The organism is Streptomyces sp. HNM0575, from assembly GCF_012726265.1.
GTDB lineage: Bacteria > Actinomycetota > Actinomycetes > Streptomycetales > Streptomycetaceae > Streptomyces.
In genome coordinates, this window is the sequence record NZ_JAASAG010000005.1 from 181006 (window position 1) to 207779 (window position 26774).

Here is a 26774-nt window from a genome sequence, read left to right on the forward strand (position 1 = left end):
GCGCGAACCCGTCGTCCGCGGCCGCCCGTACGGCCCGTACGCTCGCCTCGGGCGCACCGGCCGCTCGCCGCCCCCGCGGACCCGCCCGCCGGTTCCGTCCCTCCGCCCGCGCCCGAGCCGTCCGCGCCCGATCCCGCATCCGATCCGTCCGCATCCGATCCGTCCGCGTCCAAGGCGCCCGCATCCCGATCCGCCCGCATCCGGTGCACGTCCATGCGTCCACGTGCGTCCGGCAGTCCGCCCGCGTACGTACGTGAACGGCCCGGTGCCGGCGACCGACCCGAAAGGCAGTGAGCGTGACCGAAGCCGAATGCGACGTCCTCATCGTCGGCGGCGGGCTGGGCGGCGTGGCCGCGGCCCTCGCCGTGTGCCGGGCCGGCCGCACCGCCGTGCTCAGCGAGCCGACCGCCTGGCTGGGCGGGCAGTCGACCAGCCAGGCCGTGCCGCCGGACGAGCACCCGTGGATCGAGCAGTTCGGCTGCACCGCCTCGTACCGGCAGTGGCGGGACGGCATCCGCGACTACTACCGGCGCCACTACCCGCTGACGCCCGCGGCCCGCGCCGACCGCCGGCTCAACCCGGGGGCCGGACGCGTCAGCGGGCTCTGCCACGAACCGAGGGTCGCCCTCGCGGTCATCGAGGCGATGCTCGCCCCGTACCGGGCGTCCGGAAGGCTGACCGTGCTGCTCGGGTACGCGCCCGCGGCGGCGGACACGGACGGCGACACCGTACGGGCGGTGGAGCTGCGGGAGACCGGCGCCGGCTCCCCGGGTGCCGTCGCCCCGGGCACCGTCGCCCCCGGCACCGGCACCTCCGGCGGGGGCACGTCCGGCACCGGCACCGGCACCGGCACCGGCACCGCCCCCGGCACCCCCGTCACCGTCACCGCCCGCTACGTCCTCGACGCCACCGAGGGCGGGGACCTGCTGCCGCTGACGGGCACCGAGTACGTCACCGGTGCCGAGAGCCGTGAGCGGCACGGCGAGCCCTCGGCGCCCGCGACCGCCGACCCGGCCGACATGCAGGGCGTCACCGTCTGCTTCGCCCTCGACCACCGCGCGGGCGAGCACCACGTGATCGACCGTCCCCGGGACTACGGCTTCTGGCGCGGCTACCGCCCGGACTTCTGGCCGGGCCCGCTGCTTGGTTGGACGGCCCCGGAGCCGTCCACCCTCCGCCCCATGGAGCGCACCTTCGACCCCAACCCGGCGGAACCGGACGGCCCGCTGTCCGCGGACCGCGGCGACGAGCCCGGCGACAAGCCGCTGTGGCTCTTCCGCCGCATCCTCAGCCGGAACAACCACCAGCCCGGCGCCTTCGACTCCGACGTCACGCTCGTCAACTGGCCGATGAACGACTACTGGCTGGGCAACGTCATCGAGGTGGGCGAGGCGGAGGCCGCCCGCCACACCGAGCAGGCCCGGCAGCTCTCGCTGAGCCTCCTGTACTGGATGCAGACGGAGGCACCGCGCCCCGACGGCGGCACCGGCTTTCCCGGACTGCGGCTGCGCCCCGACGTCACCGGCACCCGCGACGGCCTCGCCATGGCGCCCTACATACGCGAATCCCGCCGCATCGAGGCGATCACCACCGTCACCGAGAACGACGTGTCGCTCGCGGTGCGCGGCGAGCGGGGCGCCACCCGCTACGAGGACTCCGTCGGCATCGGCAGCTACCGCATCGACCTGCACCCCTCAACGGGCGGCCGCAACTACGTGGATGTGGGCTGCCTCCCGTTCCAGCTGCCGCTGGGCGCCCTGCTGCCCGTACGGATGCGCAACCTGCTGCCCGCCGCGAAGAACATCGGCACCACTCACATCACGACCGGGTGCTACCGGCTGCATCCCGTGGAGTGGAACGCCGGAGAGGCCGCGGGGGCCCTGGCCGCGCACTGTCTCTCGCACGGTCTGCTGCCGCACCAGGTGCACGGGACCCCGGCGCGGCTGGCCGGCTTCCAGGCCGAACTGCTGCGCCAGGGCCTCGAGTTGGCCTGGCCGGACGTGCGCGGATACTGACGCCCCGCAGCCCGGGCGCCTGAACCGGCCCGCCCCGCGCAGCACACGGTCCCCGCAGCACACGGTCCCCGCAGCACACGGTCCCCGCACGGCCTGAGTAAAGCCGCGAGGGCGGGGTTACCCGGAGGCCATGTCCCCAACGCAGGAATCAAGGCAGGAGAACGTCTTCGTACTCGGACTGGACGAGCGCAACCGGGAGCTGCTGCACGACCTCCCTCATCTGTCCGCGTACCGCTTCCACGGGCTGCTCGGCCTCGACGAGCTCCAGAGCGTCGACACGCTGACGCTCGGCGAGCTGTTGCGCAGGGCCGAGCGCCAACTGGACGCGTTCGACGGGCCGGTGGACGCGATCGTGGGCTACTGGGACTTCCCGGTGAGCTCCATGGTGCCGATTCTGTGCAACCGGTACGGACTGCCGTCCGCGTCGCTGGAGTCGGTCGTCAAGTGCGAGCACAAGTACTGGAGCCGGCTCGAACAGGAGAAGGTCTGCGGCGCGCACCCCGGGTTCGCCCTCGTGGATCTCCAGAACCCCCAGCAGCCGCCCGGGGTGAGCTTCCCGATGTGGCTCAAGCCGGTGAAGTCCCGCTCTTCCGAGCTGGCCTTCCGGGTCGAGGACTCCGAGCAGCTGGCCGACGCGGCCGCACGTATCCGCGACGGACTGACCGGACTCGGTGAGGCCTTCGACGAGGCGCTGGCCTTCCTCGACCTCCCGCCCGAGATCGCGGAGGCCGGCGGCCAGGCCTGCCTGGCCGAGGAGGAGGCCTCGGGCCGCGAGCTCACGGTGGAGGGCTACTGCCTCGACGGCACGGTCCACATCTACGGCGTGATCGACTCGGTGCTGTATCCGGGCACGTCGAGCTTCCTCCGGTACCAGTACCCGTCGTCGGTGCCGTCCGAGGTCGCCGAGCGGCTGGCCGGCATCTCGCGGCGCGTGGTGCTTCAGATCGGCCTGGACAACTCGACGTTCAACATCGAGTTCTTCTGGGACCCCGACCGGGACCGGCTCGACATCGTCGAGGTCAACCCCCGGCTCTCCCAGTCGCACGCGCCGCTCTTCGAGTACGTCGACGGGGTGCCCAACCACCAGTGCATGATCAGCCTCGCGCTCGGCCGCGACCCCGGGCTGCCGTACCGCGAGGGCCCGTACCAGGTCGCCGGCAAGTGGTTCCTGCGGCGCTTCTCCGACGCGTACGTACGCCACGTCCCGGACCCGGACGACATCGCCCGGGTCGAGAAGGAAGTGCCCGGCACCATCACCGACGTCGTCGCCGAGGAGGGCAGGCGGCTGTCGGAACTGCCCATGCAGGACAGCTACAGCTACGAGCTGGCGGCCATGTACATCGGGGCCGAGGACGAGAAGCGGCTCGAAGAGAAGTACCAGCAGTGCGTGGAACTGCTGCCGTTCGGACTCGACGATGAGGAGAGGGAGTGAAGTCGCCGGGAATGAAGGAGGTCAGCGCCGGGCCGCAGGCCGTCAAGGAGGAGGAGCACGTCTGGATCCCGATGCGGGACGGCGCCCGTCTCGCCGGGCGGATCTGGCGGCCCGTCTCCTCCGACACGGATCCCGTGCCGGGGATCCTGGAGCTGATCCCCTACCGCAAGCGTGATCTGACGGCCCTGCGCGACTCGGTGAACCATCCGTACATCGCCGGGCACGGGTACGCGTGCGTACGGGTCGACCTGCGCGGCAGCGGCGACTCCGACGGCGTGCTCGACGACGAGTACCTGGAGCAGGAGTTCATGGACGGCGAGGACGTCCTTCAGTGGATGGCCGAACAGTCCTGGTGCAACGGCCGCACCGGGATGATGGGCATCTCCTGGGGCGGCTTCAACGCCCTCCAGCTCGCCGCCCGGCGCCCGCCGGGCCTCGGCGCGATCGCGGCGCTGAGCTTCAGCGACGACCGCTACGCCGACGACGTGCACTACATGGGCGGATGCCTGCTGAGCGACAACCTGTCGTGGGCCTCCACGATGTTCGCCTACACCTCGTGCCCGCCGGACCCGCAGGTGGTCGGCCCGGAGTGGCGGAAGATGTGGTACGAGCGGCTCGACGGGATGGAGCCCTGGCTGGCCGAGTGGCTGCGCCACCAGCGCCGCGACGATTACTGGCGGCACGGCTCCGTCTGCGAGGACTACTCCGACATCCGGTGTCCGGTTCTCGCCGTCAGCGGCTGGGCCGACGGCTATTCCAACGCCGTCTTCCGGCTGATGGAGCATCTCGACGTGCCCCGGCGCGGGCTGATCGGCCCGTGGTCCCACAAGTATCCGCACCTGGGCCTCCCGGGCCCCGCCATCGGCTTCCTCCAGGAACTCGTGCGCTGGTGGGACCACTGGCTCAAGGACGAGGACAACGGCGTGATGGACGCGCCGATGCTGTGCACGTGGATGCAGGAGAGCATGCCGCCGTCCACCGCCTACGACGAACGGCCCGGACGCTGGGTGGGCGAGCCCGGCTGGCTCTCACCGCACGTGCGGCGCGTCGGCCACCCGCTGGGCGAGCACCGGATCGGGCGACCGGGCGACGAGCTGGACTCGCCGCCGCTGAGCGTCGAATCCCCGCTGTCCGTCGGGCAGTTCGCCGGGAAGTGGTGCTCGTACAACGCGCCTCCGGACCTGCCGTACGACCAGCGCGAGGAGGACGGCGGTTCGCTGGTCTTCGAGAGCGAGCCGCTGGCCGAGCGCTGCGAGATCCTCGGCGGGCCGGTGCTGCACGCGACGCTGGAGGTGGACCGGCCCGTGGCGATGCTGGCGGTGCGCCTCTCCGACGTGGCACCGGACGGGCGTGCCACCCGTGCGACGTACGGGCTGCTCAACCTCACCCACCGCGACGGCCACGCCGAGCCCCGGCCCCTCGAACCGGGCGAACGCCGGCAGGTGAGCGTCCAGTTGAACGGTGTCGCGCAGGCCTTTCCGGAAGGTCACCGGATCCGGGTGGCGCTGTCGACCTCGTACTGGCCGCTGGCCTGGCCGCCGCCCGAGCCGGTGCGGCTGACCGTGCATCCCGGCGAGAGCGAGCTGGAGCTGCCGATCCGGTCGACCTCCGAGCCGGACGAGTTGCCCACGCCGCTGTTCGGGGAGCCGGAGGGCGCACCGCCGCTCGCCACCAGCGTGGTCAAGCCCGGTGAGCAGCGCTGGACGGTCTCGCGTGACCTCGTCGGCTACGACTCGGCCCTCGAAGTGGTCAAGGACCTCGGCGTCGTGCACATGGAGGACATCGACCTGGAGGTCACCCGCCGCGCCTGCGAGCGCTACACGTGGACCGGGGACGACTTCGGGTCCGTACGCGGCGAGATCGACTGGGTCATGGGCTTCGCACGGGGCGACTGGAACGTGCACGCCACGACGCACACCGTGCTGACCTCCGACGTGGAGAACTTCTACGTGCACGCCACCATGGACGCCTACGAGGACAACCACCGGGTCCGGTCGCGCAATTGGGACTGGACGATCCCAAGGGACTGTGTCTGAGGCGGACTTGTCCGAAGGGACGGTCTCCGGTCTCTGAACCGGACGGTCTCCGGACGGGACGGTCTCCGGACAGGGCACGCGGGTGCCGTGCGTCCCGACGGGGCGGCTGCCGGGCCGCCCCGTCCTCGTACGCAGGCGCCTCTGCTCACTCAGGTGCCCGGCTGCTCGGTGCTTCAGTTGCCGAGTTGCTCTGTCGCCCTGTGCCTCAGAAGGTGAACGGGCCCGGCGACTGGGCCGAGGTGGCGGTGCAGTTCACCGTGATGGTTCCGAAGATCACGATCTTCACGGACTTCGCCTCCAGGACGTCGCCCGCGGCGACGGTCCCGTCCAGCGGGCCGGAGTTGACGTCGTCACCGGCCGACATGGCCGGGTTGGACTTGCCCGTGAAGGTCGTGGTGTCGCTGCCGTTCTTCGAGAGCGTCAGCGTGGTCTCGACCGATCCCGCGTCCACGTCGATCGGCGCCTTCACCGCCGAGGAGGAGAGCGTGATGGTCGCGGCCGTGCCGTCCTGCGTGGCGGTGAGCTTCGCCTCGCCGGAGCCGGCGCTGCCGCAGTCGGCCGAGACGGTGGCCGTCGTGGGGTCGACCGCGCTGGCGGTCGGGGCGAACGCCAGCGCGCCCGTCGCCAGTACCGCCGTGCCCAGAGCTGTTCCCAACGCTGATCTGCTGCGTCCCATGGAAGTGCCTTCCGGTTGTGGGGGAGTTGCATGACCACCGCAGTCGTCGCGTCACGTCTGACGCGGGGGACGGTGTGGGGGTGCCGTTGCGTGCCGCGGTCTCCAGGAGCGCGCACGGTCCGCGGCTCAGGCCGCACTCCGGGGCACCGCGGTGTCTGGCTTGCAGGTCAGTCACGCGATGCCTAATTGATGCGCCTGATGCGGTTGAACGCAAGACCGCCTGGGGCGATTTCGAGCCATCCCCGGATCCGGGAAACGGGCATTCGCGGCACGTAGCCGGAACCGTTCCGTCCGATCTGGAGCCGCTATATCCCGATGCGCCCCCGCCGCTCCTCATGGATTGTCCAAGTCCAAGTAAAAATCGCCGGACACGGCCCCTTGATGATCGCGTTGCAGGCGTTCCGCAGGGGATTCGCCGCGGTCGTTCCGACGGCATGACCGGCGTGACCGGCATGACCCGGCATGCGGATTCGCCGGCGCACCGGCGAATCCCGCCGGGCCGAATCGCCCCGGACGAATCGTCAATGGCAATCGCGTGGTTGAGGGGTTTGCGTGAGTGGAGTCTCGCCGCTGTCGGATCCGCGTATCGTCTCCGATCCGTATCCCGTGTACGCGGATCTCGTGGAGTCCGAGCCGGTGCACTGGTGGGAGGAGATGGGCGCCTGGGCCGTGCTGAGATACGCCGACTGTGCGGGCGCTCTCACCGATCCCAGGCTCATGGCCGACCGGATGGCGCAGGTTCTCGGCATCAGATTTCCGGGACGCTCGCTGCCTCCCGAGAACATCTACCACCGGTTCACCGGCAACGTGATGATGTATACGGACCCGCCGCTCCACGACGCGCTGAGAAGGGCCACGCGTTCCGCATTCAGCGGCGGGGCGCACCGGCATTACAGCCGGGTCATCGAAGAGGTCGCGCGAGATCTGGTCGCGACGATTCCGGATGGGACGGCGGAGATCGACGCCGTTCCCGCGCTGGCAGCCGAACTTCCCGTGCGGGCCGCCGTGCGCGCCTTCGGGGTCCCGGAGGAGGACCTCGGCTTCGTCGTGCCGCGGGTCGACATGCTGATGACGTACTGGTCGGGACCGCTGGACCAGCCGCTGGAGCTGGACCGTCTGCTGGAGGCGCTGACGGAGCTGCACACCTACTCGCAGGAACTGGTGCGGGGAGACCGCGGTGAAGTCGTCCCCGAGACCGTCATCGCACGTCTCGCGGAGGCCCCGGACCAGGACGCCGAATGCACGCCGGAACAGGCGGTGCACCAACTCGTGCTGCTGCTCATCGCGTTGTTCGCGCCGACCACACCGGGGTCCGCGAGCAGCGGAATGCTGTCCTTCGCGAGGAATCCCGAACAGGCCGGGCGGTTCGTCTCGGACCCGGAGTGCGCCGGCAACGTCGCCGACGAAGTGGTGCGTTACAACGCGTCGAACCAGTTCACGTGGCGCATCGCCTCGGAGGACGTCGAGATGAGCGGTGTACGGATCGAGAAGGGGCAGAGCGTGGCCCTTTTCCTCGGCGCCGCGAACCGGGATCCGGAGGTCTTCGAGCGGCCCGGCGCATTCGACCTCGCCCGCCGGAACAGCGGCCGTCATCTCTCGTTCGGGCTCGGACCGCACTCGTGTCTCGGGAGGCAGATCGCGAGCCTCGAACTCAAGTGGTTCTTCGCGGCGTTGCTCGCTCGATTCCCGAGGATCCGGCCCGCGGGCGAACCGGAATGGAATCCGAACCTGGAATTCCGCTCGCTGCGCTCACTTCCCATCGCCCTCGGCTGAGGGACCGGCCGGGCGAGAGCCGTGCCCGCCATCGTTTCCCGCTCCCGGGCTCCCTCGTGACCTGCCGTGCGGCGACCGTCGTGGACTGCCGCGCGCAGTCGGCCGGTTCACGACGGTGACGACCCCGCGGCGCGTGAACCGATCGCGGCCCGGGGCCGGTTCGGAGCGGGTAGAACATGTCGCCACTACCGATCGGTAGCCGGAACTTTCCCCGCGGTCCATGATGAGACGCGAACATGACACCGACCGTTCGCCGGCCGGTGATCGGCCCAGCCACCCCATGTCGACTCTGCGACTCAGGAGTTACCCCCCATGCATGGACGTAAATGGACGACGCGGATCGCGGTATCCGTCGCGGGCGCGACCGCGGCCACGGTGACCGTGGTCGGCGTGCCCGCCATCGCCACCCCCTCGGAGCCGGCCGCGGCCGCCGGCAAGTCCGCCCCGACGGCCGACGAGCAGCCCGCGCACGGCACTTCGGCCGCTGCCCCGGCCGAGCGCGAAGCCGCCTCCAAGGCAGACTCCAAGGCCGACTCCGAGGCCGCGCCCAAGGTCGCGTCCCGGCACTCGGCCGACCGTCACGGCGTGCTCGCGGACGTCGACTACGACACCTGGAAGCGCGATGTGAGCGCCGTGACGGACAAGGCCCGCCCGTACCTGGAGAAGCGCATCTCCCAGGGCTCCGGCGAGAAGATGGCGGTCGTCTTCGACATCGACAACACCGTGCTGGAGACGGCCTTCCACCCCATCTGGGAGCTGCCGACCCCGGCCGTCCAGCAGACCCTGGACCTGGCCCGTTACGCCGATTCCCGCGGCGTGGCCGTCTACTTCGTCACCGCGCGCCCCGGCATCATCTCCTCGCTCACCAAGGACAACCTGGAGAAGGACGGCTTCCCGATCTCCGGTCTGTACGTACGGGACCTGCCCGACATCTTCGAAGAGGTCGCCAAGTACAAGACGGCCAAGCGCGCCGAGATCGAGGACGAGGGCTACAAGATCATCGCGAACATCGGCAACTCCCCGACCGACATGGTCGGCGGGCACGCGGAGGAGACCTTCAAACTGCCGGACTACGACGGCAAGTTGGACTGAGCGAGCCGGACCGCCCGGCCCGGGCCCGGCGCCCGGCCCGGGGGCCTGGGGTGCTGATCCCGGGCCTTTCCGACCATGGGCCCGGGGCGGTGCACGGGCGCTCATGACGCCGCCGTCCCTTCCCCGGAGCACGCGAGCCGGGGAAGGACGGCGGGCACCCTGCCGACGGGCGGGCCGGCGGTCGCCGCCACCGGCCGCCGCCTCGTTCAATGCGCGGAGCGCTCCGTCAACCCGCCTTCTCCTCCACCGAGTTGCGCAGCTGCCGGGGTGTCAGCCCGTCCCGTCCGCTGACGGCCAGCCGCTTTCCGTCGAGGAGGACCACCGGCGGACCCGGTCGGCCCGAGTGGGCGTAGGCGGTGTTCATGCGGTCGGCCCGGCCCGACTGGAGGCCGTGGCGCACGCATGTCTCGAACTCCCGGACCGTCAGGCCCTGAACCTTCGCGGCCAGGCGGAGCAGGTGCTCCCGCGAGGCGAAGGAGTCCTCGCGCTCCGGCGGCTGATCTCCGTAGAGGACCTTCCGGTACGCCGCGAACTCGTGCTCGTCGAGGGCGCAGAGCGCCGCCTCCGCCGCGCGGTGGGAGCCGTGGCCGCCCCGCGTGTCGTCGACGTGTGCGACGAGGTGGTGCTCGGTCCTGAGCTTGCCGGAGCGTTGCAGTTCCTCGACGGTCCTGCCGAAGCGCTCCTCGAACCGGCGGCAGCCGGGGCAGCGGAAGTCCTCGTAGACGGTGAGGGTCGCGCGTGCGTGTTCCGGGCCCGTGGTGACCGACCGCTCCTGGGTCGTCTCGCTGCCGCCCTCGCCCGTGACGGCCGTGGCGATGCCGGCCAGCGTGCCGACGCCCACGACGAACACCGCGAGGCCCGTCAGCTTGAGGGTGCGCAGGCGCCGGTTGTCCTGCCGGGCGAGTTCCCGCTGCACGCGAAGCTCTTCGCGGTCGGCCCCGTCGTCTCCCACACGCTTCTCCTGACTCCCGGCGGTCACGGCGATCCAGGCGCTCGGCGCGCTCACCGCGCGCGGCCGCCCCGCCGGGTCCCCTCGCCGCGAGGCCTTCACACGCGGTGTCAGCCCCTGGCGCCGGACGATCCGGAGCAGTCGGCAAGCGGTCGAGTCCGGTCGGCGGCCCCACGAAAAATCAGCGTTAACTCATGGGCCCACCCCTTGCCAAGCAGAGTTAGTACGTGTTCGGATTAGTTTCACCAGGTGCGCAGGACCGCCGTGTTTCCGCTGGTCAGAGCCTGCGCGGCGGGCCGTTCCGGCCTGCGCTCCCGACATCAGAACGCCGCGGTGAAGCCCGGTGAGGGGCGCCGTACGAGCCCCTTACGGGCGGGCGACGAAGCCCCGCAGACGCAGGCCCAAGAGCCGAAGGCCCGACGGCCCAGGCTCTGAAGACCAGGCCCCGAAACCGAGCCCCGAAACCGGCCCCGCAGACGCAGGCCCCGCAAGACAGGCTCCGAAACCCAGGTCCCGCAAACCAGGCCCCCAGACGCAGCCCCGCAGCCGAAGCCCCGCAGCCGAAGCGAAGACCCCTGGAGGACATCCATGTTCGATCTGTCGTCCGTCGACCTGCTCGACGCGTTCACCCGTGAACTGGAGCTGTGCAAGGTCACGGAGGGGGAGCACGTCGTCGTGCTCTCCGAGCCCGGCAGCCGCGGTGATTACGTCGCCGCCGCCTTCGGCGCGGCGAAGTCCCTGGGGGCCCGCGTCATATCCGCCACCGTCCCCGGCGGCAGCGCCGCCCCCATGGACAGCACACACACCGGTGCCGGCCCCGGCCTTTCGTCGGTACTCGACGACACGGCCGCCCAGGACCTGCTGAAGTCCGCGGACCTCGTCGTCGACCTCACGCAGGAGGGCTTCATCCACGCCCCCGTACAGCAGGAGGTCCTCAAGGCGGGCACCCGCATCATCTTCGTCTGCGACGCCCCCGACGTCCTCATGCGCAACCTGCCGCAGGCGGGCGACAAGGACCGGGTCCTCGCGGGCTCCGCGCTGCTGGCACGCTCGGAGGTCATGCGGGTCACCTCGGACGCCGGGACGGATCTGACCGTGCAGCTCAAGGGCGCCCGCCCGGAGTTCCAGGTCGGCTTCGCCGACGACCCGGGCCGCTGGGACCACTGGCCCAGCACGATGGTGCTGTGCTGGCCGGAGTTCTCCGACGGGCAGCTGGTGCTGGCGGAGGGCGACATCCTGCTGCCGTTCAAGGAGTACGTCCGCGAGCCCGTCACCCTGCACGTCGCCGACGGCCACATCGAGAAGATCTCCGGAGGCGCTGAGGCGAAGCTCCTCGACACCTTCTTCGACGACGCCGACGACCGCTGGGGCCGCAGCCTCTCCCACATGGGGTGGGGCCTGATGAAGAGCGCCGACTGGTTCGCCACCGCCCTGTACGGCAAGAGCGACCTGATGGGCATGGACGCCCGCGCCTTCGCGGGCAACTTCCTCTGGTCGACGGGGCCGCACCCCGTGCTGGGCCGCGAGTCCTACGCCCACGTGGACATCGCCATGCGCGGCTGCACCGTCTCCGTGGACGGCACCGACGTCGTCGTGAACGGCGAGCTGACCGAAACCGAGGCCGGGGCCGGGACCGGAGCCGGGACCGGAGCCGAGCCCGGCAGCTGAGGAGGCTCAGCCGTCCGGCCGTCCGGCCCCCGGAGACAGCGGCCGCCCGCCGCCCCCGCACCCCTCGTCCATCCCTCGCCCAGGAGGAGCCTTGGCGCCCAGCCAGTCTTTCGAAGTCACCGTCGTAGGCGGTGGATTGGGCGGTGTGACCGCCGCGCTCGCCCTGCGCCAGCGGGGCATCAGGGTCACCGTCCTGGAACAGGCCCCCGAGCTGGGGGAGGTGGGAGCCGGCATCCAGACGGCGCCAAACGCCAGCCGGGTCCTGCTCTCCCTCGGGCTGCGCCCGCAGCTGGAGGCCATACACACCGAGCCGCAGGACCAGGTGCGGCGCAGGTGGAAGGACGGCAGCGTGGTCGCACTGACCAGGCTGGGCCAGTTCTGCAAGGACAACTACAACGCCCCGTACTGGCACTACCACCGCGCCGATCTGCACCGCGTGATCCTGGACGCCTGCGTCGACCCGGACGGGCCCGGTCCTGTGGTGACCCTGCACACCGGCACCCAGGTCACCGGCCTGGACCGCAGCGACCCCGGCCGCCCGGCGGCGCTCACCGCCGACGGCTGCCGCCACGAGGGCGACGCCCTCATCGGCGCGGACGGCATCCGCTCACGGGTGCGCGACGAGATGGGCGCCGACGACACCCTGCTCTTCTCCGGCGAGATGGCCTTCCGCGCGCTCGTACCCGGCGACCTGATCGCCGCGGACCCGGCCACGAGATGGCTTGTTGACCGCTACCAGAGCACCATCTGGTACGGACCCGGCCGGCACCTCGTGCACTACATGATCCGCCGCGGCGAATACCTCAACGTCGTCGCCTGCGTACCCTGCACCGACGAGGTCGCCGAGAAGTGGGTGGTGCCCTCCAGCGCGCAGGAACTGGCCGACGCCTTCCCCGGCTGGGACGACAGGGTCCCGGCCATGCTCTCCAAGGCAAAGGAGGACGTGTCCTGCTTCGCCCTCTACCACCGGCGTCCCGACCCGGTGTGGATGGACGAGAACGTGGCGCTGCTGGGCGACGCCTGCCACGCGATGCTTCCCTACCAGGCACAAGGCGCCTCACAGGCCATGGAGGACGCCGCCGTGCTCGCGGAGGAACTGGGCGCCGTCAACGCCGACGGCATCCGGGCGGCCCTGCGCCGCTATGTCGACCGGCGTGCCAGGCACGCCGGCATGGTGCAGCAGGCCTCGCTGCGCAACAAGACCTTCTACCACTTCCCCGACGGACCCGAGCAGCGCGAACGCGACGCGAAACTGCGGCACTTCGACGGGGAGTCCGACGTCTCCTACGACTGGCTGTGGAGCGGGACCCCGCTCAACGACCCCGACCTCGGGGCCTTCTCGTACCAATTCTCCCGGTGAGCCGCGCGGGCGCGTCGATGCGGCGTCCCCGCTGACAGCGAGCGAACCGGCGCCGGCGTCGTCGCCCGTACGACGCGCATGAGAGCACATACCGAACCTGAAGCGAACCGTGGAGCGAACCGTGAAGACAGGCGATCAGATCGTTCAGGAACTCCCATGGAAATGGGGTGTTCAGGGCAGGACCTTCATCATCGGTGGCCTCGGCTACCTGTTCGACGCTTGGGACATCGCACTCAACGGCTTCCTCATGCCGCTGCTGTCCAAGGACTTCGGCCTCACCGTCGGCGAGAGCGGTCTCGTCGCCACTGCCAATCTCGTCGGCATGGCGGTCGGCGCCGTCGTCTGGGGCGCCGTCGCCGACCGGATAGGGCGCCGCAGGGCCTTCAGCTCGACGCTGCTGATCTTCGCGCTGTTCTCCGTGCTCGGCGCGCTGTCCACCGACTACTCGGTCTTCCTGGGGCTGCGCTTCCTCGCCGGAGTCGGCCTCGGCGGCTGTATCCCCGTCGACTACGCGCTCGTCAGCGAGTTCTCGCCGAGGAGGCACCGCGGCCGCGTCCTCACCGCGCTCGACCTGTGGTGGCCGGTCGGCGTCACGCTGTGCGGCCTGGCCGCGACCACGATGATGCCGCTGCCGGGCAGCTGGCGCTGGATGCTCGCCACGATGGTGCTGCCCGCGCTGCTGCTGTTCTGGGTGCGCCGAGGCGTCCCCGAGTCGCCGATCTACCTCACCCGCGTCGGCCGCGAGGCCGAGGCCAGGGAGGTCATCGACAGCCTCGCCGCCCGTACGGGGGCCGAGCCCGAGCCGTACGTGATCCCGTCTCCCGCCGCCGGGGAGGGCGCCGACCGGCCGAGGGGAGTGCGGGCGGGCGTCGAGCAGTTCCGCCGGCTGTGGAAGTACAACCCGCGCATCACGTCGGTCTCCTGGCTGCTGTTCGTCACGATCATGCTGGTCTACTACGCCGCACTGACGTGGATGCCGTCGATCCTCAAGGACGAGGGCTACGACGACACCGCGTCCTTCATGGGCCCCACCCTGATGAGCGGCGTCGGCATCGTCGGCGTCCTCGTCTCCACGTGGCTGGTCGACGTGGTCGGGCGCAAGTGGCTGATCGGCGTGGCCGCCCCGGTCTCCACCGCGGCCCTCGTAGCCTTCGCCGCGGTGCTGAAGGTGGAGACCGCCGCGATGATCGCGATCGCCGTCTTCGGCTTCCTGATCCAGCTGACGATCCCGGTGCTCTACGCGTACGCCGCCGAGCTGTATCCGACGACGCTGCGTGCCAGCGGATTCGGGTGGGCGTCGTCGGTCAGCCGGATCAGCACGGGGTTCGCGCCGATGCTCTTCGGCTCGCTGATGTGGCCGCTGCTGGGGCTGCCGTTGACGTTCACCGTGCTGGGCGTCGTGGTGCTGCTCGCGGTGATCTGGATGGCCGTCGGCGCTCCGGAGACCAAGGGCAGGGACCTGGACGACCTGGAGGAACCCGACGGCGGTCAGGGCACCGACGGCGGTCAGGGCACCGGCGACGGTGAAGGCACCGGCGACGGGCCGGTGCACGCCGGGACGAGTGTTCCGCGGTCCGCTGAGAAGACGCCCGTACAGGGCTGAGCCGTCCCGCGGGCACGGGGCACGTGGCCCCTCGTCGCCCGGGCCCGCGGGGCTTCTCCCGGATCACCGCGCACGTCCGCCGTCCCGGCCCGGGACCCGCGGCAGGAGAGGAGTGAGATGAAGCCCGCCGCCTTCACCTATCACCGCGCGCGCGACGTCGACGGCGCCGCACGCCTGCTCGCCGGGCTCGGGGACGAAGCGAAGATCATCGCCGGCGGTCAGAGCCTCGTGGCGATGATGAACTTCCGCCTGGCACGGCCGAGTCACCTTGTCGACATAGGAGGACTCGCGGGGCTCGACGAGGTACGCGTCCACGCCGACCGCGGCCTGCACATCGGGGCGCTGGCCACCCACCACGCCGTGGAGACGGCGCCCGACTCGGCGCTGGGCCCCGGCTTCGCCGTCGTACGGGAGGCGATGCGCTGGATCGGGCACCTGCCGATCCGTACCCGCGGAACCGTCGGCGGCAGCCTCGCGCATGCCGACTCGACGGCCGAGTGGTGCCTGCTCGCGCTGCTGCTCGACGCCGAACTGGTGGCGCGCGGACCGCACGGGGAACGGCGCATCGCGGCGGACGGCTTCTTCCTCGGCCACTACACGACGGCACTCGAACCCGAGGAGATCCTCGTCGAGGTGGTCTTCCCGCGCCCCGCGCCCCATGCGGCGCTCACCGAATTCGCCGAGCGGCGCGGGGACTTCGCGGTCGTCGCCGCGGCCGTGGACCTGCGGCTCGCGCCGGACGGACGGACCGTGCACGGCGGCCGGGTGGCGCTGGGCGGGGTCGCGCCGCAGCCGGTGCGGGTGCCGGAGGCAGAGGCCGTGCTCGCCGCCGGAAGGCCGGCCGGCTCCGAACTCTTCGCGGAATGCGCCGAGTCGGCCGCCGCCGCGGCCGATCCCCCCTCGGACGCGAACGGCAGCTCACGCCACCGCCGCAGGCTCATCCGCACGCTGGTGGCCCGCGCGTGCGAGGAGGCGACGGCCCGATGAGGCACGGAGACGATCCGGTGAGGCACGGAGACGATCCGGTGAGGTACGGAGACGGCCCGGTTGGGCACGGCGACGGCCCGAACGGCGACGGCGACGGCAACGCCAACGGCGACGGCTCCCGCGGCAGCGGCGACTCCGACGGAGTCCGAGGCCGTAGGGAACGCCCCTGGATCGGGGCCTCCGTCGGGCGCCGCGAGGACCCCCGGCTGCTCAGCGGGCGCGGCCGCTTCACCGACGATCTGGAGGAACCGGGCACGCTGCACGCCCAGTTCGTGCGCAGCACCGTCGCCCACGCCACCGTCGCCTCGCTCGATCTGTCGGCGGTGCGCCGAGTCCCGGGCGTGGTGGCCGCGTTCGACGCGGGTGACCTGCAACTGGCGGACATCACGGCGCGGTTGGGGCGGCCGGTCACGGAGTTCGTCCCCACGGGCATGCCGGTGCTGGCCCGGGAGAAGGTGCGCTACGCCGGTGAACCGCTGGCCGTGGTCGTAGCGCGCGATCCGTATGCCGCCGAGGACGGCGTCGAGGCGGCCAGGGCGACCTACGAGACGCTGCCGCCCGTGCTCTCCGAGGAGGCCGCGCTCGCCCCGGGCGCGCCGCTTGTGCACGAAGAGGCGAGCGCCAACACCCTGCTGGACGTCTCGATGTTCGCCACCGAGGGCATCGACGGGATCTTCGACGACGCTCACTGCGTCGTCCATGTCGACTCCAGGACGGGACGGCAGAACGCCCTGCCCCTGGAGACCCGCGGCGTGCTGGCCTCCTGGGACGACCGCGAGGACCAGCTGCTACTGCGCACCTCCACACAGGTGCCGCACCAGGTGCGTACGACCGCGGCCCGCTGCTTGGGACTCGACGAGCGGGCCGTGCGGGTCGTCGTGCCCGACATGGGCGGCGGCTTCGGGCTGAAGTGCGTGGTGGGACGCGAGGAGATCGCGGTGGGGGCGGCCGCGTTGCGGCTGGCCCGTCCCGTGAAGTGGATCGAGGACCGCAAGGACGCGCTGACCGCCTCGTTCCTCGCGCGTGAGCAGCACTACGACGTACGCGCGGCCTTCGACGCGGACGGCCGCATCCTGGGCCTCGACGCGAAGATCGTCTGCGATATGGGCGCCTACTCCTGCTATCCGTTCACCGCCGGCATCGAGCCGCTGATGGCCTCGGCCGAGATGCCCGGCGTGTACAAGGTCCCCGCCTACCGGGTGCGGGCGCGGGCCGTCACCACCAACAAGGCGCCGTCCGCGCCGTACCGGGGTGTGAGCCGCCCGCAGTACGTGCTGGCGATGGAGCGGCTCTTCGAGCGCGCGGCACGCGAACTCGGCCTGGACGCGGTCGAGTTGCGCCGCCGCAACCTCATCACGCGCTTCCCCTACACCGGCGTCAACAACGTGACGTACGACCCGGGTTCGTATCTGGAGTCCCTGAACCTGTGCGAGAGCGTGCTGAAGGAGGAGGGCTGGTACGCGGCGAAGGAGAAGGCCGCCGCCGAGGGACGCCATGTCGGCATCGGCTACTCCTGTTTCAGCGAGCGCACCGGCTACGGCTCCGCCGCCTTCGCGCAGCGCAAGATGGAGGTCGTCCCCGGCTTCGACATCTCCGAGGTGCGGATGGACACCAGCGGTGCGCTGGTCGTCACCACCGGCACCATGAGCCACGGCCAGAGCCACGAGACCACGATGGCGCAGATCGCCGCCGAAGAACTCGGCCTGGACATCGCGCGCGTACGCATCCACCAGGGCGACACCGACCGGATCACCTACGGCTGGGGCACGTTCGCCAGCCGCTCCATCGCGATCGGCGGCAGCGCGGTGCGCCTCGCGGCACGGAAGCTCGGCGGGAAGCTGCTGACGATCGCCGCCTCGGTGCTCGAAGTCCCCGCCGAAGAGCTGGAGTTGGGGAGCCCGGGTGAGGGCGGCGAGGGCGTGGTGGTACGGCCCGCCGACGGCGGCTCGGTCACGTACCGGGAACTGGCCGACATCGCGTATCTCAAGTCCCATCTGCTGCCCAAGGGCACCGAGCCGGGGCTGACCGCGACCGCCTCCTTCGACGTGTTCAACGACGGCACCTTCTCCAACGCCGCTCACGGCGTCGTCGTCGAACTCCACGAGGGCACGGGCCAGGTGGAGATCCTGCGCTACGTCTGCGTCGAGGACTGCGGAGTCGCCGTCAACCCCCAGGTGGTGGAGGGGCAGACGAGGGGCGGCATCGCGCAGGGCATCGCCGGTGCGCTCTTCGAGCAGGTCACCTACGACGAGCACGGCGCACCGTCCGCGGTGAGCTTCATGGAGTACAAGGTGCCCACCGCGCTGGAGATCCCCGAGGTGGGCATCCAACACCTGGAGACGCCCTGCGAGTTCACCGAGACCGGCGCGAAGGGCGTGGGGGAGGGCGGCACCATCGGGGCGCCTGCGGCGGTGCTCAACGCCGTCAACGACGCGCTGCGGCCCACCGGCGTCGAACTGAACGACATACCCGTCACGCCGGAGACGGTGGCCGACGCGCTCGAGACGCTCGAGACGCGGCCGGCGCGGCCAGCGCGACCACTGGAGCACACCGCATGAGCGAGACGGCACAGCACCCGGGCGAGGCCCAGCAGCCGGCCGGTCCGGAGCATCAGCAGCTGATCGAGCTGCACGTCAACGGTGACACGCACGAGGTGCTCACCGAGTCCCGCCGCACTCTCGTCGACGTACTACGCCACGAACTGCGGCTCACCGGCACCCATGTCGGCTGTGAGCACGGCGTCTGCGGCGCCTGCACGGTGCTGCTGGACGGTGCTCCCGTACGGGCGTGCCTGATGTTCGCCGCGCAGGCGGAGGGCCGTGCGGTCCGCACGGTCGAATCGCTCGCCGACGGGCGCGAACTCAGCGACCTCCAGCGGGCGTTCAGCGAACACCACGGACTCCAGTGCGGCTTCTGCACGCCCGGTTTCCTGATGCTCGCGGAGGGATTCCTGGCCGAGCGGCCGCAGGCGACGAAGGAGGAGATACGCGAGGTCGTCGCCTCCAACCTGTGCCGCTGCACCGGGTACCAGACCGTCGTCGAGGCGATCGACGACTGCGCGACGCGGCGCCGAGCGGCGCTCCGTAAGCGGCTGGAGGGCGATCCGGGCGCCGATCCGGGCGGTGATCCGGAAGGCGAGCCGGGAAGCGAACCCGGCGGTGAGCGGCACGGCGGGCCCGAACGCGAGCCGGGCGGCCGTCCGGACGCCGGTGGACAGAGCGAGGAGGATCGATGCGGATCGACAACGCGGTCACCGTGAACGCGTCGCCGGACGAGGTGTTCGCGCTGGTCAACGACGTCGAGCGGGTGGCCGGCTGCATGCCGGGCGCCACGCTGGACGGCAGGCAGGGCGGGGACGGTCACGGCGGGGACGGTCATGGGAGTCACGACGGGGGCGGCGGCGTCTGGTCGGGCCGGGTGAAGATCAAGGTCGGTCCCGTCACCGCCGCATACGCCGGCACCGTGCGATTCCTGGAGGTCGATGAGGAGAAGCGGCGGCTGCGGGTGCAGGCCCGCGGCGCCGACACCCACGGCAGCGGCGACGCCGAGGCGGAGGTCGCGCTGGAGGTGGCGGAGGCCCCGGAGGGCTCCGAGCTACGGCTGACGACGGACCTCGTCATACGCGGGAAGATCGCGCAGTTCGGCAAGGGCGCAGTCGGGGCCGTATCGGACAGGATCCTCCAGCAGTTCGCGAGGAACCTCGGCAGTCTGCTGGAGCAGGAACGCCGCGCCGCTGCCCCGTCACCCTCACCGGTCTCGTCACCGGTCTCGACACAGGTCCCGGCTCCGGCCTCTGCCGCTCCGCCCGCCGCCGCCAGGCACGTCCCGGGCGGCGGGCCCGGAGCCGAGCAAGTGCCCGCCCCCGAGGGGGAGTCGGGGCCCGCGCACGGAACCTCTGCCGCGCCGTACACGCCGCGGCCCGCGGCGCCCGCCGCGGTCGGCGACTCCGAACTCGACGGCCTCTCGGCCCTCCTGGGCCCGGCCGTCGCCAAGTACGCCCCGATTGCTGGGGCGTTCGCCTTCGGCTTGTTCGAGGGCTGGCTGCTCAGCCGGGCCTTCGGCGGGCGCAGGCACCGCAGTTGCCCATCGGGCCCATCGGCCGCATCGGTGGCCGCACCGGCGGCGAGGAGGCAGCGGTGACCGGGGACCCGTACGGGCAGAGCGCGTACAGGGCGGGCGCGGAAGCCGCGGGTGCATACGCCGCGAGCGCGTACACCGCCGGTGCGGACGCCGCGAGTGCGGACGCCGCGGGTGCGGACGCCGCGAGTTCGGAAGCCCAGGCCGGGTACACACCGCGAGGCCGCTACGGCGAGGAGACCGAACGCACCTATGAGCGCGCCGGGTTCGGCGCCTCGGTGCGCCGCGGCAGCAGCCCCGTGCTCGTCGTCGTCGACCTCACCCGCGGATTCACCGAGGACGCCTACCCCTCGGGTGCAGATCTGACCGGGACCGTAGAGGCCACCGCGACCCTCGTGGAGGCGGCACGGTCCGCCCGCGTCCCCGTGATCTGGACCGCGATCGCCTACACCCCGGCCGAGGCCGAGGGCCACTCGGTCACCTGGCTGGAGAAGGCACCCGGGATGCGCGCCCTCGTCGAGGGCAGCCAGGCCGTCGCGCTCGACCCCCGACTGCCGCGCCGCCGGGAGGACGGGCTGGTCGTGAAGAAGGGGGCGTCCGCGTTCTTCGGCACGCACCTCGCGGCCGCCCTCGTCGGCCTCGGCTGCGACACCGTGCTGGTCTGCGGCGCCACCACCAGCGGCTGCGTACGGGCCACGGTCGTGGACGCGGTGCAGTACGGCTTCCCCGTGCTGGTGCCGCAGGAGTGCGCCGGCGACCGGGCCCAGGGCCCGCACGACGCCGCGCTCTTCGACATCCAGGCCAAGTACGGGGATGTCGTGCCGCTCTCCGAGGCGCTCGAATACCTCGGCGGACTGCCCGCCGCCGCTTCAGCCGCCGCCTCCGCTCCCGCCTCCGTCCCCGCGTCCGACTCTGCTTCCGTTCCCGCTTCCGTCCCGGGTGCCGCCCGGACCGACGCGGCGGCCCTGCCCGGCCGTTCCGGCGGCTGACGGCCCGCGTGCCTCCGCCCCGCCCGCTCATCCCGTACGACCGCTCCGAGGAAGGACCCATGTCCGACCGCTTCATCACCCAGCCCGCCCTCGCCGACCTCGCCGGCATCCCCGCGCGCAGCCGCTGGGTGCGCTCCGGCACGCTGCGCCTGCACGCCCTCGACTACGGCGGCGACGGCGTCCCGTTGCTGCTGCTCCCGGGCATCACCAGCCCGGCCGTCACCATGGACTTCGTCGCACGGCGCCTCACCGACCTCGTACGCCCCGTCGTCCCGGACATCCGCGGCAGGGGCTTCTCCGACGACGCGCACGGTGGCACGCACGACGGCGCGCACGACGGCGCGAACGAAGGCACCGCCGACGATGGGCCGCACTCCGCACGCGCAGGCGACGGCTACACGCTGGAGGCCTACGCCGAGGACGCCGAGGCCTGGATCAACGGCCTCGGCCTCGAACTGCCCGTGATCGCGGGCCATTCGATGGGCGCGCGGATCGCGGCCGTCACCGCGGTGCGGGCCAAGGTCCCCGTGCGCGGCACGGTGCTGGTCGACCCGCCGATGAGCGGCCCCGGCAGGGACCCGTACCCGACGACGCTGCCCGCCTTCCTCGGCCAGCTTCAGCAGGCACGGCGCGGCACCGACGCCGACGAGGTCGCCCGGTCCTGGCCGCGCTGGCCCCGCCGCGAGCAGGAGCTGCGCGCACGCTGGCTCGCCAGCTGCGGCGAGGAGGCGCTGCGCGCGACCCATCACGGCTTCGAGCACGAGGACTTCTTCGGCTGGTGGCCGTCGGTGCCCACCCCCACGGCGCTGCTCTACGGAGAGGACAGCCCGGTCGTCACACCCGCCGGTGTGGAAGAGGCCACCCGGAAGCATCCGCAGGCACGGCTGACCGGTGTCCCGGACAGCGGCCACATGGTCTTCTGGGACAACCCCGAGGCCGCTCTCGACGCGTTGCGCGGCACGCTGCGCGCAATGCTCGCTTGAACGCGGGCGCGGGGCGCGGGGCGGTTACGGGACCCGATGCGAGGCCCGAAACGGGACCCGATGCGAGGCCCGATGAGTGGGCGGGCACGGGGCACGGTCCCGCGCAGGACCCGGGCACAGCCCGGCAACGAGCGCGCGAGCAGGCGCCGGACGCACCGCGGGAAGCGCCGTGGGAGGCGCGGAACGACCCGCGGCACGGCCGTGCTTTAGTGGCCCCATGGCTGACAAGACCACAGCTGACAAAAGCACACAGACCTCGGGCACGGCCGACCCTCCCGCCGCGCTGCTCGCCGCTCCCGGCTATCAGGTCCGCCGTCTCTACCAGGCGTATCTCGCCGCCTGGGTGCGCAGCGTCGACCAGACGCTGACCGGGCCGCAGTTCGCGGTGCTCACCGCGGTCGACGCGGCCCCCGGGCACGACCAGAGCGCCATGGCGTCGGCGGTCGCCCTGGACACCTCGACGATGGCGGACGTCGCGAGACGCCTGGAGAGGCGCGGGCTCATAGTGCGCCGCACCGCCGCCGACGACGGCCGCCGCAAGCTTCTGTACCTCACCGACGAGGGCGAGAGCGCTCTTCGGGAGGCCGACGACCGCGCGCGGGCCCTGGACGAGCGCCTGCTGGAGCACTACGCGTCGGGCGGCGAACGCGCCCGGCTGATGCGGGAGTTGACGGCGCTCGCGGACCACTGGGAAGGACTCTCCGGGGACACCTGACCCGGACCGCAGCAGGCCCTGACACGGGAGGACGCCCCGGGGGAGCGAACCCGGGGAAGCAAGGGCCTTGCGCGACCAAATAGTACGTGTTCGGATTAACTCTGTGTGCGGCTGCCGCTCGTGCCCTTCGTGCCCCTCTGCCGTACCGCCGGAACCGCCGGAACGACTGGAGGCGCCCCGTGACGAACCACGCAGGAAGCGCAGGCGAGACCGAGCGCGCAGGACAGGCGGAACGCGCACCACAGGCTGAACGCGCAGGACAGGCTGAACGCGCGGAAGGCGCCGAACGCACGGGCCGGGCAGACCGTCCCGGTCGCGCGGACCACCACATAGGCCTGATCGTGCCGAGCTCCAACCTCACGATGGAGACCGAACTGCCGCGCATGCTGCGAGCGCGCGAAGAGGCCCTGCCCGGTGACCGTTTCGTCTTCCACAGCAGCCGGATGCGGATGCAGAAGGTGACGCCGGAGCAGCTGAAGGAGATGAACGCCCAGACGGAGCGGGCAGCCCTCGAACTCGCCGACGCACGCCCGGACATCGTCGCCACCGCCTGCCTCGTGGCCATCATGGCGCAGGGTCCCGGTCACCACTGCGCCGCCGAGGACGAGATCACCGCCGTGCTCGACGGACAGGGCGCACCGGCCCCCGTCGTCTCCAGCGCGGGCGCCCTGCTCGCCGGGATCGGGGCGCTCGGCGCGAAGCGGGTCGCCGTGATCACCCCGTACATGAAGCCGCTCACCGAGACCGTCGTGAACTACATCGAGGACGCCGGCACCGAGGTCGTCGACTCCCTGAGCCTCGAAGTGCCGGACAATCTCGCGGTCGCCCGCCTCGACCCGCACGGACTCCGCGACCACTGGCGGCGTCTCGACCTGACCCGTGCCGACGCGATCGTGCTGTCGGCGTGCGTGCAGATGCCGTCGCTGTCCGCGGTCCAGTACGTGGAGGACGCCTCGGGCCTCCCGGTGCTCACGGCGGCGACCGCGACGACGTACCGCATCCTGGCCGAACTCGGCCTGGAAACCCGCGTCCCGGACGCGGGGGCCCTGCTGAACGGCGACTGCTGAACGGCGACTGCTGAACGGACGTCTCCGACTCGGATGGCGCGCCGATCGCCGCGGTCGGTCTCCGCATGCTCTGGTGCCCGGACATCTGGCAGTTGGACAATGGCGACATCGCGATCATCGGTCGCGACCTCACCGCCGACTACGGTCGACGTCTGCCGGAGGGAGTCTCCCTCGGGCCGGACGAGCGGCTGGTCGTCATTCCCGGAAACATGCTCAGCGCCGCAAAGGTAGACATACCCGATGCTTGATCTCCGTGTCCCGTCCCTCCCGTCCGAACGGGGCGAACCGCTCGACGACGACGCCTACGTCAGCGACTTCCGCAAGCGGCGCAGGGCCGTCCACAACGCTGAGTCCTGGAAGCTCGAACGATTGCAGCACTTCGAGGAGGAAGAGAGCCCGACCCGTGACGCGCTCCGCAGGGGCGACTGGCCCGCGGTGCTGCGACTCGTCGAGGACGGGCGCGAAGCCGCGGAGCGGGCCGCGGAGGACGACAGGCGGCGGAATTCGCCCTTCCTGCGGTTACGCGTGGTGGAAGAGCCGCTGACTCCCTATATGCAGTGGGAACTCCACTGGCTCAAAATGCGGGCGGAGGCCGGACACCGGACGCGCGTGCTGCCTGCCGAGGACGTCGGCGCCGACGAGACCGGTGGCCTGCTGCCCGAGATCGTCATTCTCGGCGGCCGTGTCCTGTATCAGCTCCTCTATGACGGAACGGGGACCTTCGAAAGCGCCGTCCGTTTCACCGCCCCCGAAGTCGTGGACCCGTGGGTGAATTACGTGAAGCAGGCTTCGGATGTGGCTGAGGACATCCGGACGTACTTCGACCGCGCGGTGGCACACCTTCCGCCGCCCCCGGCGGCATGAGAGGAGCGGGTCATCGGCGCGCCCGGAAATGACGGAGCCGGAAACGACGCAGCCGGAAACGACGGAGGCGGCCCGGGGAGTCCACCGGACAGGGAGTCGTGGAACGACCTGTCGGGGTCGTCCCGTGACGTGGTGCAGGCCGGCAACGTCTCCGGCGACATCCACTTCCATCCGGGCCCGCCCCTGCCGAACGCGGGCCCCACTCCCCGGCAACTCCCGGCGGACGTCCGCACCTTCGTCAACCGTACGGACGAACTGCGCAGCCTCGACGCGATCCTGACCGGCCAGAGCGGCGAACGACTGGTCGTCTCCGTCCACGTGGTGGCCGGCACGGCGGGCGCCGGGAAGACGTCGCTCGTGCTGCACTGGGCGCACCAGGTGAAGGACCGGTTTCCCGACGGGCAGTTCTTCGTGAACCTGCGTGGCTACGACCCCGGCGAGCCCGTCCCGGCGGAGCACGCACTGCGGAGGTTCTTACGCGCGCTCGGCGTCGGTGACGATCAGGTACCTCAGGACGTCGACGACGCGGCCGCCCTGTACCGCTCGCTGCTCGCCGACCGTCGTGTGCTGATCGTGCTCGACAACGCCGCGACGGTCAGCCAGGTGCGTCCGCTGCTGCCGGGCATCGGCAAGAGCCTGGTCGTGGTGACGAGCCGCAATCGCCTCGCCGGTCTCGCCATACGTGACGGGGCCCGCCGAATGACCCTCGGCACCCTCCCGGAAGACGAAGCGATCGCTCTGCTGCGCGTGCTCACCAGCGGCTACCGTCCCGAGGACGACGAGGCGAAGCTCACCGAACTCGCCCGTCTGTGCGCCCGGTTGCCGCTCGCGTTGCGTATCGCCGCGGAACGAGCCGCCAGCCACCCCCACATGCGGATCGACGACCTGATCGCCGACTTGCAGGACGAGTCGGCGCTTTGGGACGCGCTCAGCACGGGGATCGACGAAGAGGCGGAAGCGGTCCGTTCGGTCTTCGCCTGGTCGTACCGCGCCCTTCCTCCGCACTCCGCGCGGCTGTTCCGCCTGATGGGAGTCCATCCCGGGCCGGAGTTCAGTCTCCACGCGGCGGCGGCGCTCGCGGACCTGCCGCTGGGCAGGGCGAGGCAGCTCCTGGACGACCTCGTCGGTGCCCATCTGCTCGAACAGACGGCGCCGGACCACTTCCAGTTTCACGATCTGCTGCGTGCCTACGCCACCGAGCAGGCGCAGCGCGAAGAGCCCGCCGAGGAGCGGAGGTCGGCGCTGCGCAGGGTGCTGGAGTGGTATCTCACCACCGCACTGACGGCTCAGCGGTGGATCAGGCCCTCCGCGGTGCTTCCCCTGCCGGAGCCGAACGACCCCGAGCCTCCGCTGCTGCTGGCGGACTACGACGCAGCGGTCGACTGGGCGGAGCGCGAGCGCGCGGCTCTCCTCCGTACGGTTCCGGCTGCCGTGCCGGAGGGATTCGACACCCTGGCGTGGCAGTCGGCGGAGGCGCTGTGGAACGCCCGTCCTCCATCGGCGCCCGTCGCCGACTGGCTCGACGTGGGACGTGCGGGCCTGGCGGCAGCCGAGCGAGCAGGTGAACAGGCCGCCGTCGTCCGCCTGTTGCACTACCTCGGCATGGCCTTCCGGCAGTGCCGGCGCCTGGACGAAGGACTGCGATGTCACGAACGGGCTCTGGAAATCTCGCGTGCGGCGGAAATGCGCTACGAGGAGGGGCGTTCCCACAACCTCATCGGGCTGATCCACCTGGAGTTCCGCCGACTGGGCCAGGCCGCAGGCGAGTTCGACCGCGCCGCCGGGATCTTCCGCGAATGCGATGACCCCCGGAGGGCGGCGGTGGCCCTGTCCAACACGGCCAGCACGCACCTGGACGCGGGGCACCTGGCCGAGGCGGGGGCGGCGGTCCGGGAGGCACTCGCGGCTCACCGTGCCCTGAACAACGCGGAGAGCGTGGGCAACGCGCTCTCCATCCTGGCTGAACTCCTGCGCGAGCAGGGCGAGTCGACGGCGGCACGGGAGGCGATCGACGAGGCTCTGGACATCGCGCTGAGCCGGCGCAATCACACATTGGAAGGCTTCTGGCTGCTCACCCTCGGCGACATCCAGCGCGCCGCCGGGCAGTACGGCGACGCCTCGGCCTCCTATCAGCGCTCCGCCAGGATCCACCGCCGTCTCGGCGACCGCAGCCGCGAAGCGCTGGCATGGCGCGGCACAGGGCTGACGTATGCCGCCACGGACCGTGCGGACGAGGCCGCGGCGTTCCATCAGCAGGCCGCCGTCGTGCATGCCGGGCTCGGCGACGACTGGCAGCGTGCCCTGGAGCTCGGCCATCTGGCCGCGGCCGTGCACCACAGGGATCCCGAGGCGGCCCGTACGCAGCGGGCCGAGGCCCTGAGCCTGATCGCCACGTACAACGATCCGCGGGCCGTGGACGTGAGGCGCCACATCGAGGAGCGAGTGGCGCTTCCCTAGGGGCCTTCCCGCAGATCGCCCCGATTCCGCA

General features: G+C 71.5%; 19 protein-coding genes and 2 pseudogenes. 19 read left to right on the forward strand and 2 right to left on the reverse strand.

Translation table 11 applies throughout. The features are described from left to right. Window positions 1-296: 296 nt before the first annotated feature. The 3 genes from HCC61_RS14420 to HCC61_RS14430 all read left to right on the forward strand — a co-directional run bounded on the left by HCC61_RS14420 (window position 297) and on the right by HCC61_RS14430 (window position 5483). Window positions 297-2015, forward strand: coding sequence for an FAD-dependent oxidoreductase (locus tag HCC61_RS14420; protein ID WP_169135837.1), 1719 nt, complete (start codon window positions 297-299; stop codon window positions 2013-2015). Between the two features lie 130 nt (window positions 2016-2145). After that, on the forward strand, window positions 2146-3447 hold the full coding sequence (locus HCC61_RS14425) for an ATP-grasp domain-containing protein (RefSeq protein WP_169135838.1): 1302 nt from the start codon (window positions 2146-2148) through the stop codon (window positions 3445-3447). A gap of 11 nt (window positions 3448-3458) precedes the next feature. Continuing rightward, the gene (locus HCC61_RS14430; protein ID WP_169136041.1) at window positions 3459-5483 is read left to right on the forward strand and encodes a CocE/NonD family hydrolase; all 2025 of its coding nucleotides are present in this window, start codon (window positions 3459-3461) and stop codon (window positions 5481-5483) included. A 205-nt stretch (window positions 5484-5688) separates the two neighbouring features. Here the strand turns inward: HCC61_RS14430 and HCC61_RS14435 are convergent, their stop codons facing one another. After that, complete coding sequence (locus tag HCC61_RS14435; RefSeq protein ID WP_169135839.1) at window positions 5689-6159, reverse strand: hypothetical protein; 471 nt, start codon at window positions 6157-6159, stop codon at window positions 5689-5691. A gap of 552 nt (window positions 6160-6711) precedes the next feature. Between HCC61_RS14435 and txtE the strand changes: the two genes are divergently transcribed. Next, window positions 6712-7932 carry a 4-nitrotryptophan synthase gene (gene txtE / locus HCC61_RS14440; protein WP_169135840.1) on the forward strand — a complete coding sequence of 407 codons (1221 nt, stop codon included), beginning with the start codon at window positions 6712-6714 and terminating at the stop codon, window positions 7930-7932. 312 nt (window positions 7933-8244) lie between these two features. Then, window positions 8245-9024: an HAD family acid phosphatase gene (locus HCC61_RS14445; protein ID WP_169135841.1), complete on the forward strand. Its 780-nt coding sequence runs from the start codon at window positions 8245-8247 to the stop codon at window positions 9022-9024. Between the two features lie 226 nt (window positions 9025-9250). Here HCC61_RS14445 and HCC61_RS14450 read toward each other — a convergent pair whose 3' ends face one another. Beyond that, the gene (locus HCC61_RS14450; RefSeq protein ID WP_169135842.1) at window positions 9251-9976 is read right to left on the reverse strand and encodes a thioredoxin domain-containing protein; all 726 of its coding nucleotides are present in this window, start codon (window positions 9974-9976) and stop codon (window positions 9251-9253) included. Between the two features lie 585 nt (window positions 9977-10561). On the opposite strand from HCC61_RS14450, the gene HCC61_RS14455 reads away from it, so the two are divergent. The 14 genes and pseudogenes from HCC61_RS14455 to HCC61_RS14520 all read left to right on the forward strand — a co-directional run bounded on the left by HCC61_RS14455 (window position 10562) and on the right by HCC61_RS14520 (window position 26743). After that, complete coding sequence (locus HCC61_RS14455; protein WP_169135843.1) at window positions 10562-11641, forward strand: hypothetical protein; 1080 nt, start codon at window positions 10562-10564, stop codon at window positions 11639-11641. A gap of 91 nt (window positions 11642-11732) precedes the next feature. Beyond that, window positions 11733-13001 (forward strand): FAD-dependent monooxygenase, encoded by a 1269-nt coding sequence (locus tag HCC61_RS14460; protein WP_169135844.1) that lies wholly within the window; start codon window positions 11733-11735, stop codon window positions 12999-13001. Window positions 13002-13122: 121 nt separating this feature from the next. Further along, entirely contained in the window at window positions 13123-14604 is a 1482-nt protein-coding gene (locus HCC61_RS14465) for an MFS transporter (protein WP_169135845.1), read from the forward strand. Between the two features lie 117 nt (window positions 14605-14721). Continuing rightward, the gene (locus HCC61_RS14470; RefSeq protein ID WP_169135846.1) at window positions 14722-15591 is read left to right on the forward strand and encodes an FAD binding domain-containing protein; all 870 of its coding nucleotides are present in this window, start codon (window positions 14722-14724) and stop codon (window positions 15589-15591) included. Between the two features lie 170 nt (window positions 15592-15761). Beyond that, window positions 15762-18149, forward strand: coding sequence for a xanthine dehydrogenase family protein molybdopterin-binding subunit (locus tag HCC61_RS14475; RefSeq protein WP_346777221.1), 2388 nt, complete (start codon window positions 15762-15764; stop codon window positions 18147-18149). Continuing rightward, window positions 18146-18664, forward strand: a pseudogene (locus tag HCC61_RS14480) ((2Fe-2S)-binding protein); the annotation flags it as partial. The gene HCC61_RS14475 and the pseudogene HCC61_RS14480, both read left to right, overlap by 4 nt. Before the next feature lie 158 nt (window positions 18665-18822). Next, window positions 18823-19731: an SRPBCC family protein gene (locus HCC61_RS14485; RefSeq protein ID WP_169135849.1), complete on the forward strand. Its 909-nt coding sequence runs from the start codon at window positions 18823-18825 to the stop codon at window positions 19729-19731. A 215-nt stretch (window positions 19732-19946) separates the two neighbouring features. Further along, window positions 19947-20537 (forward strand): annotated as a pseudogene (locus HCC61_RS14490) (isochorismatase family protein); the annotation flags it as partial. Between the two features lie 179 nt (window positions 20538-20716). Beyond that, window positions 20717-21640, forward strand: coding sequence for an alpha/beta hydrolase (locus tag HCC61_RS14495; protein WP_169135850.1), 924 nt, complete (start codon window positions 20717-20719; stop codon window positions 21638-21640). Window positions 21641-21857: 217 nt separating this feature from the next. Continuing rightward, entirely contained in the window at window positions 21858-22355 is a 498-nt protein-coding gene (locus HCC61_RS14500) for a MarR family transcriptional regulator (protein ID WP_169135851.1), read from the forward strand. 362 nt (window positions 22356-22717) lie between these two features. Next, on the forward strand, window positions 22718-23422 hold the full coding sequence (locus tag HCC61_RS14505) for an Asp/Glu racemase (RefSeq protein ID WP_169136043.1): 705 nt from the start codon (window positions 22718-22720) through the stop codon (window positions 23420-23422). A gap of 65 nt (window positions 23423-23487) precedes the next feature. After that, window positions 23488-23670 (forward strand): hypothetical protein, encoded by a 183-nt coding sequence (locus HCC61_RS14510; RefSeq protein WP_206322496.1) that lies wholly within the window; start codon window positions 23488-23490, stop codon window positions 23668-23670. Further along, window positions 23663-24286 (forward strand): DUF6879 family protein, encoded by a 624-nt coding sequence (locus HCC61_RS14515; RefSeq protein WP_169135852.1) that lies wholly within the window; start codon window positions 23663-23665, stop codon window positions 24284-24286. Before HCC61_RS14510 ends, HCC61_RS14515 begins: the two co-directional genes overlap by 8 nt. 132 nt (window positions 24287-24418) lie before the next feature. Beyond that, on the forward strand, window positions 24419-26743 hold the full coding sequence (locus HCC61_RS14520) for an NB-ARC domain-containing protein (protein WP_346777196.1): 2325 nt from the start codon (window positions 24419-24421) through the stop codon (window positions 26741-26743). The last annotated feature ends 31 nt before the right edge of the window (window positions 26744-26774 follow it).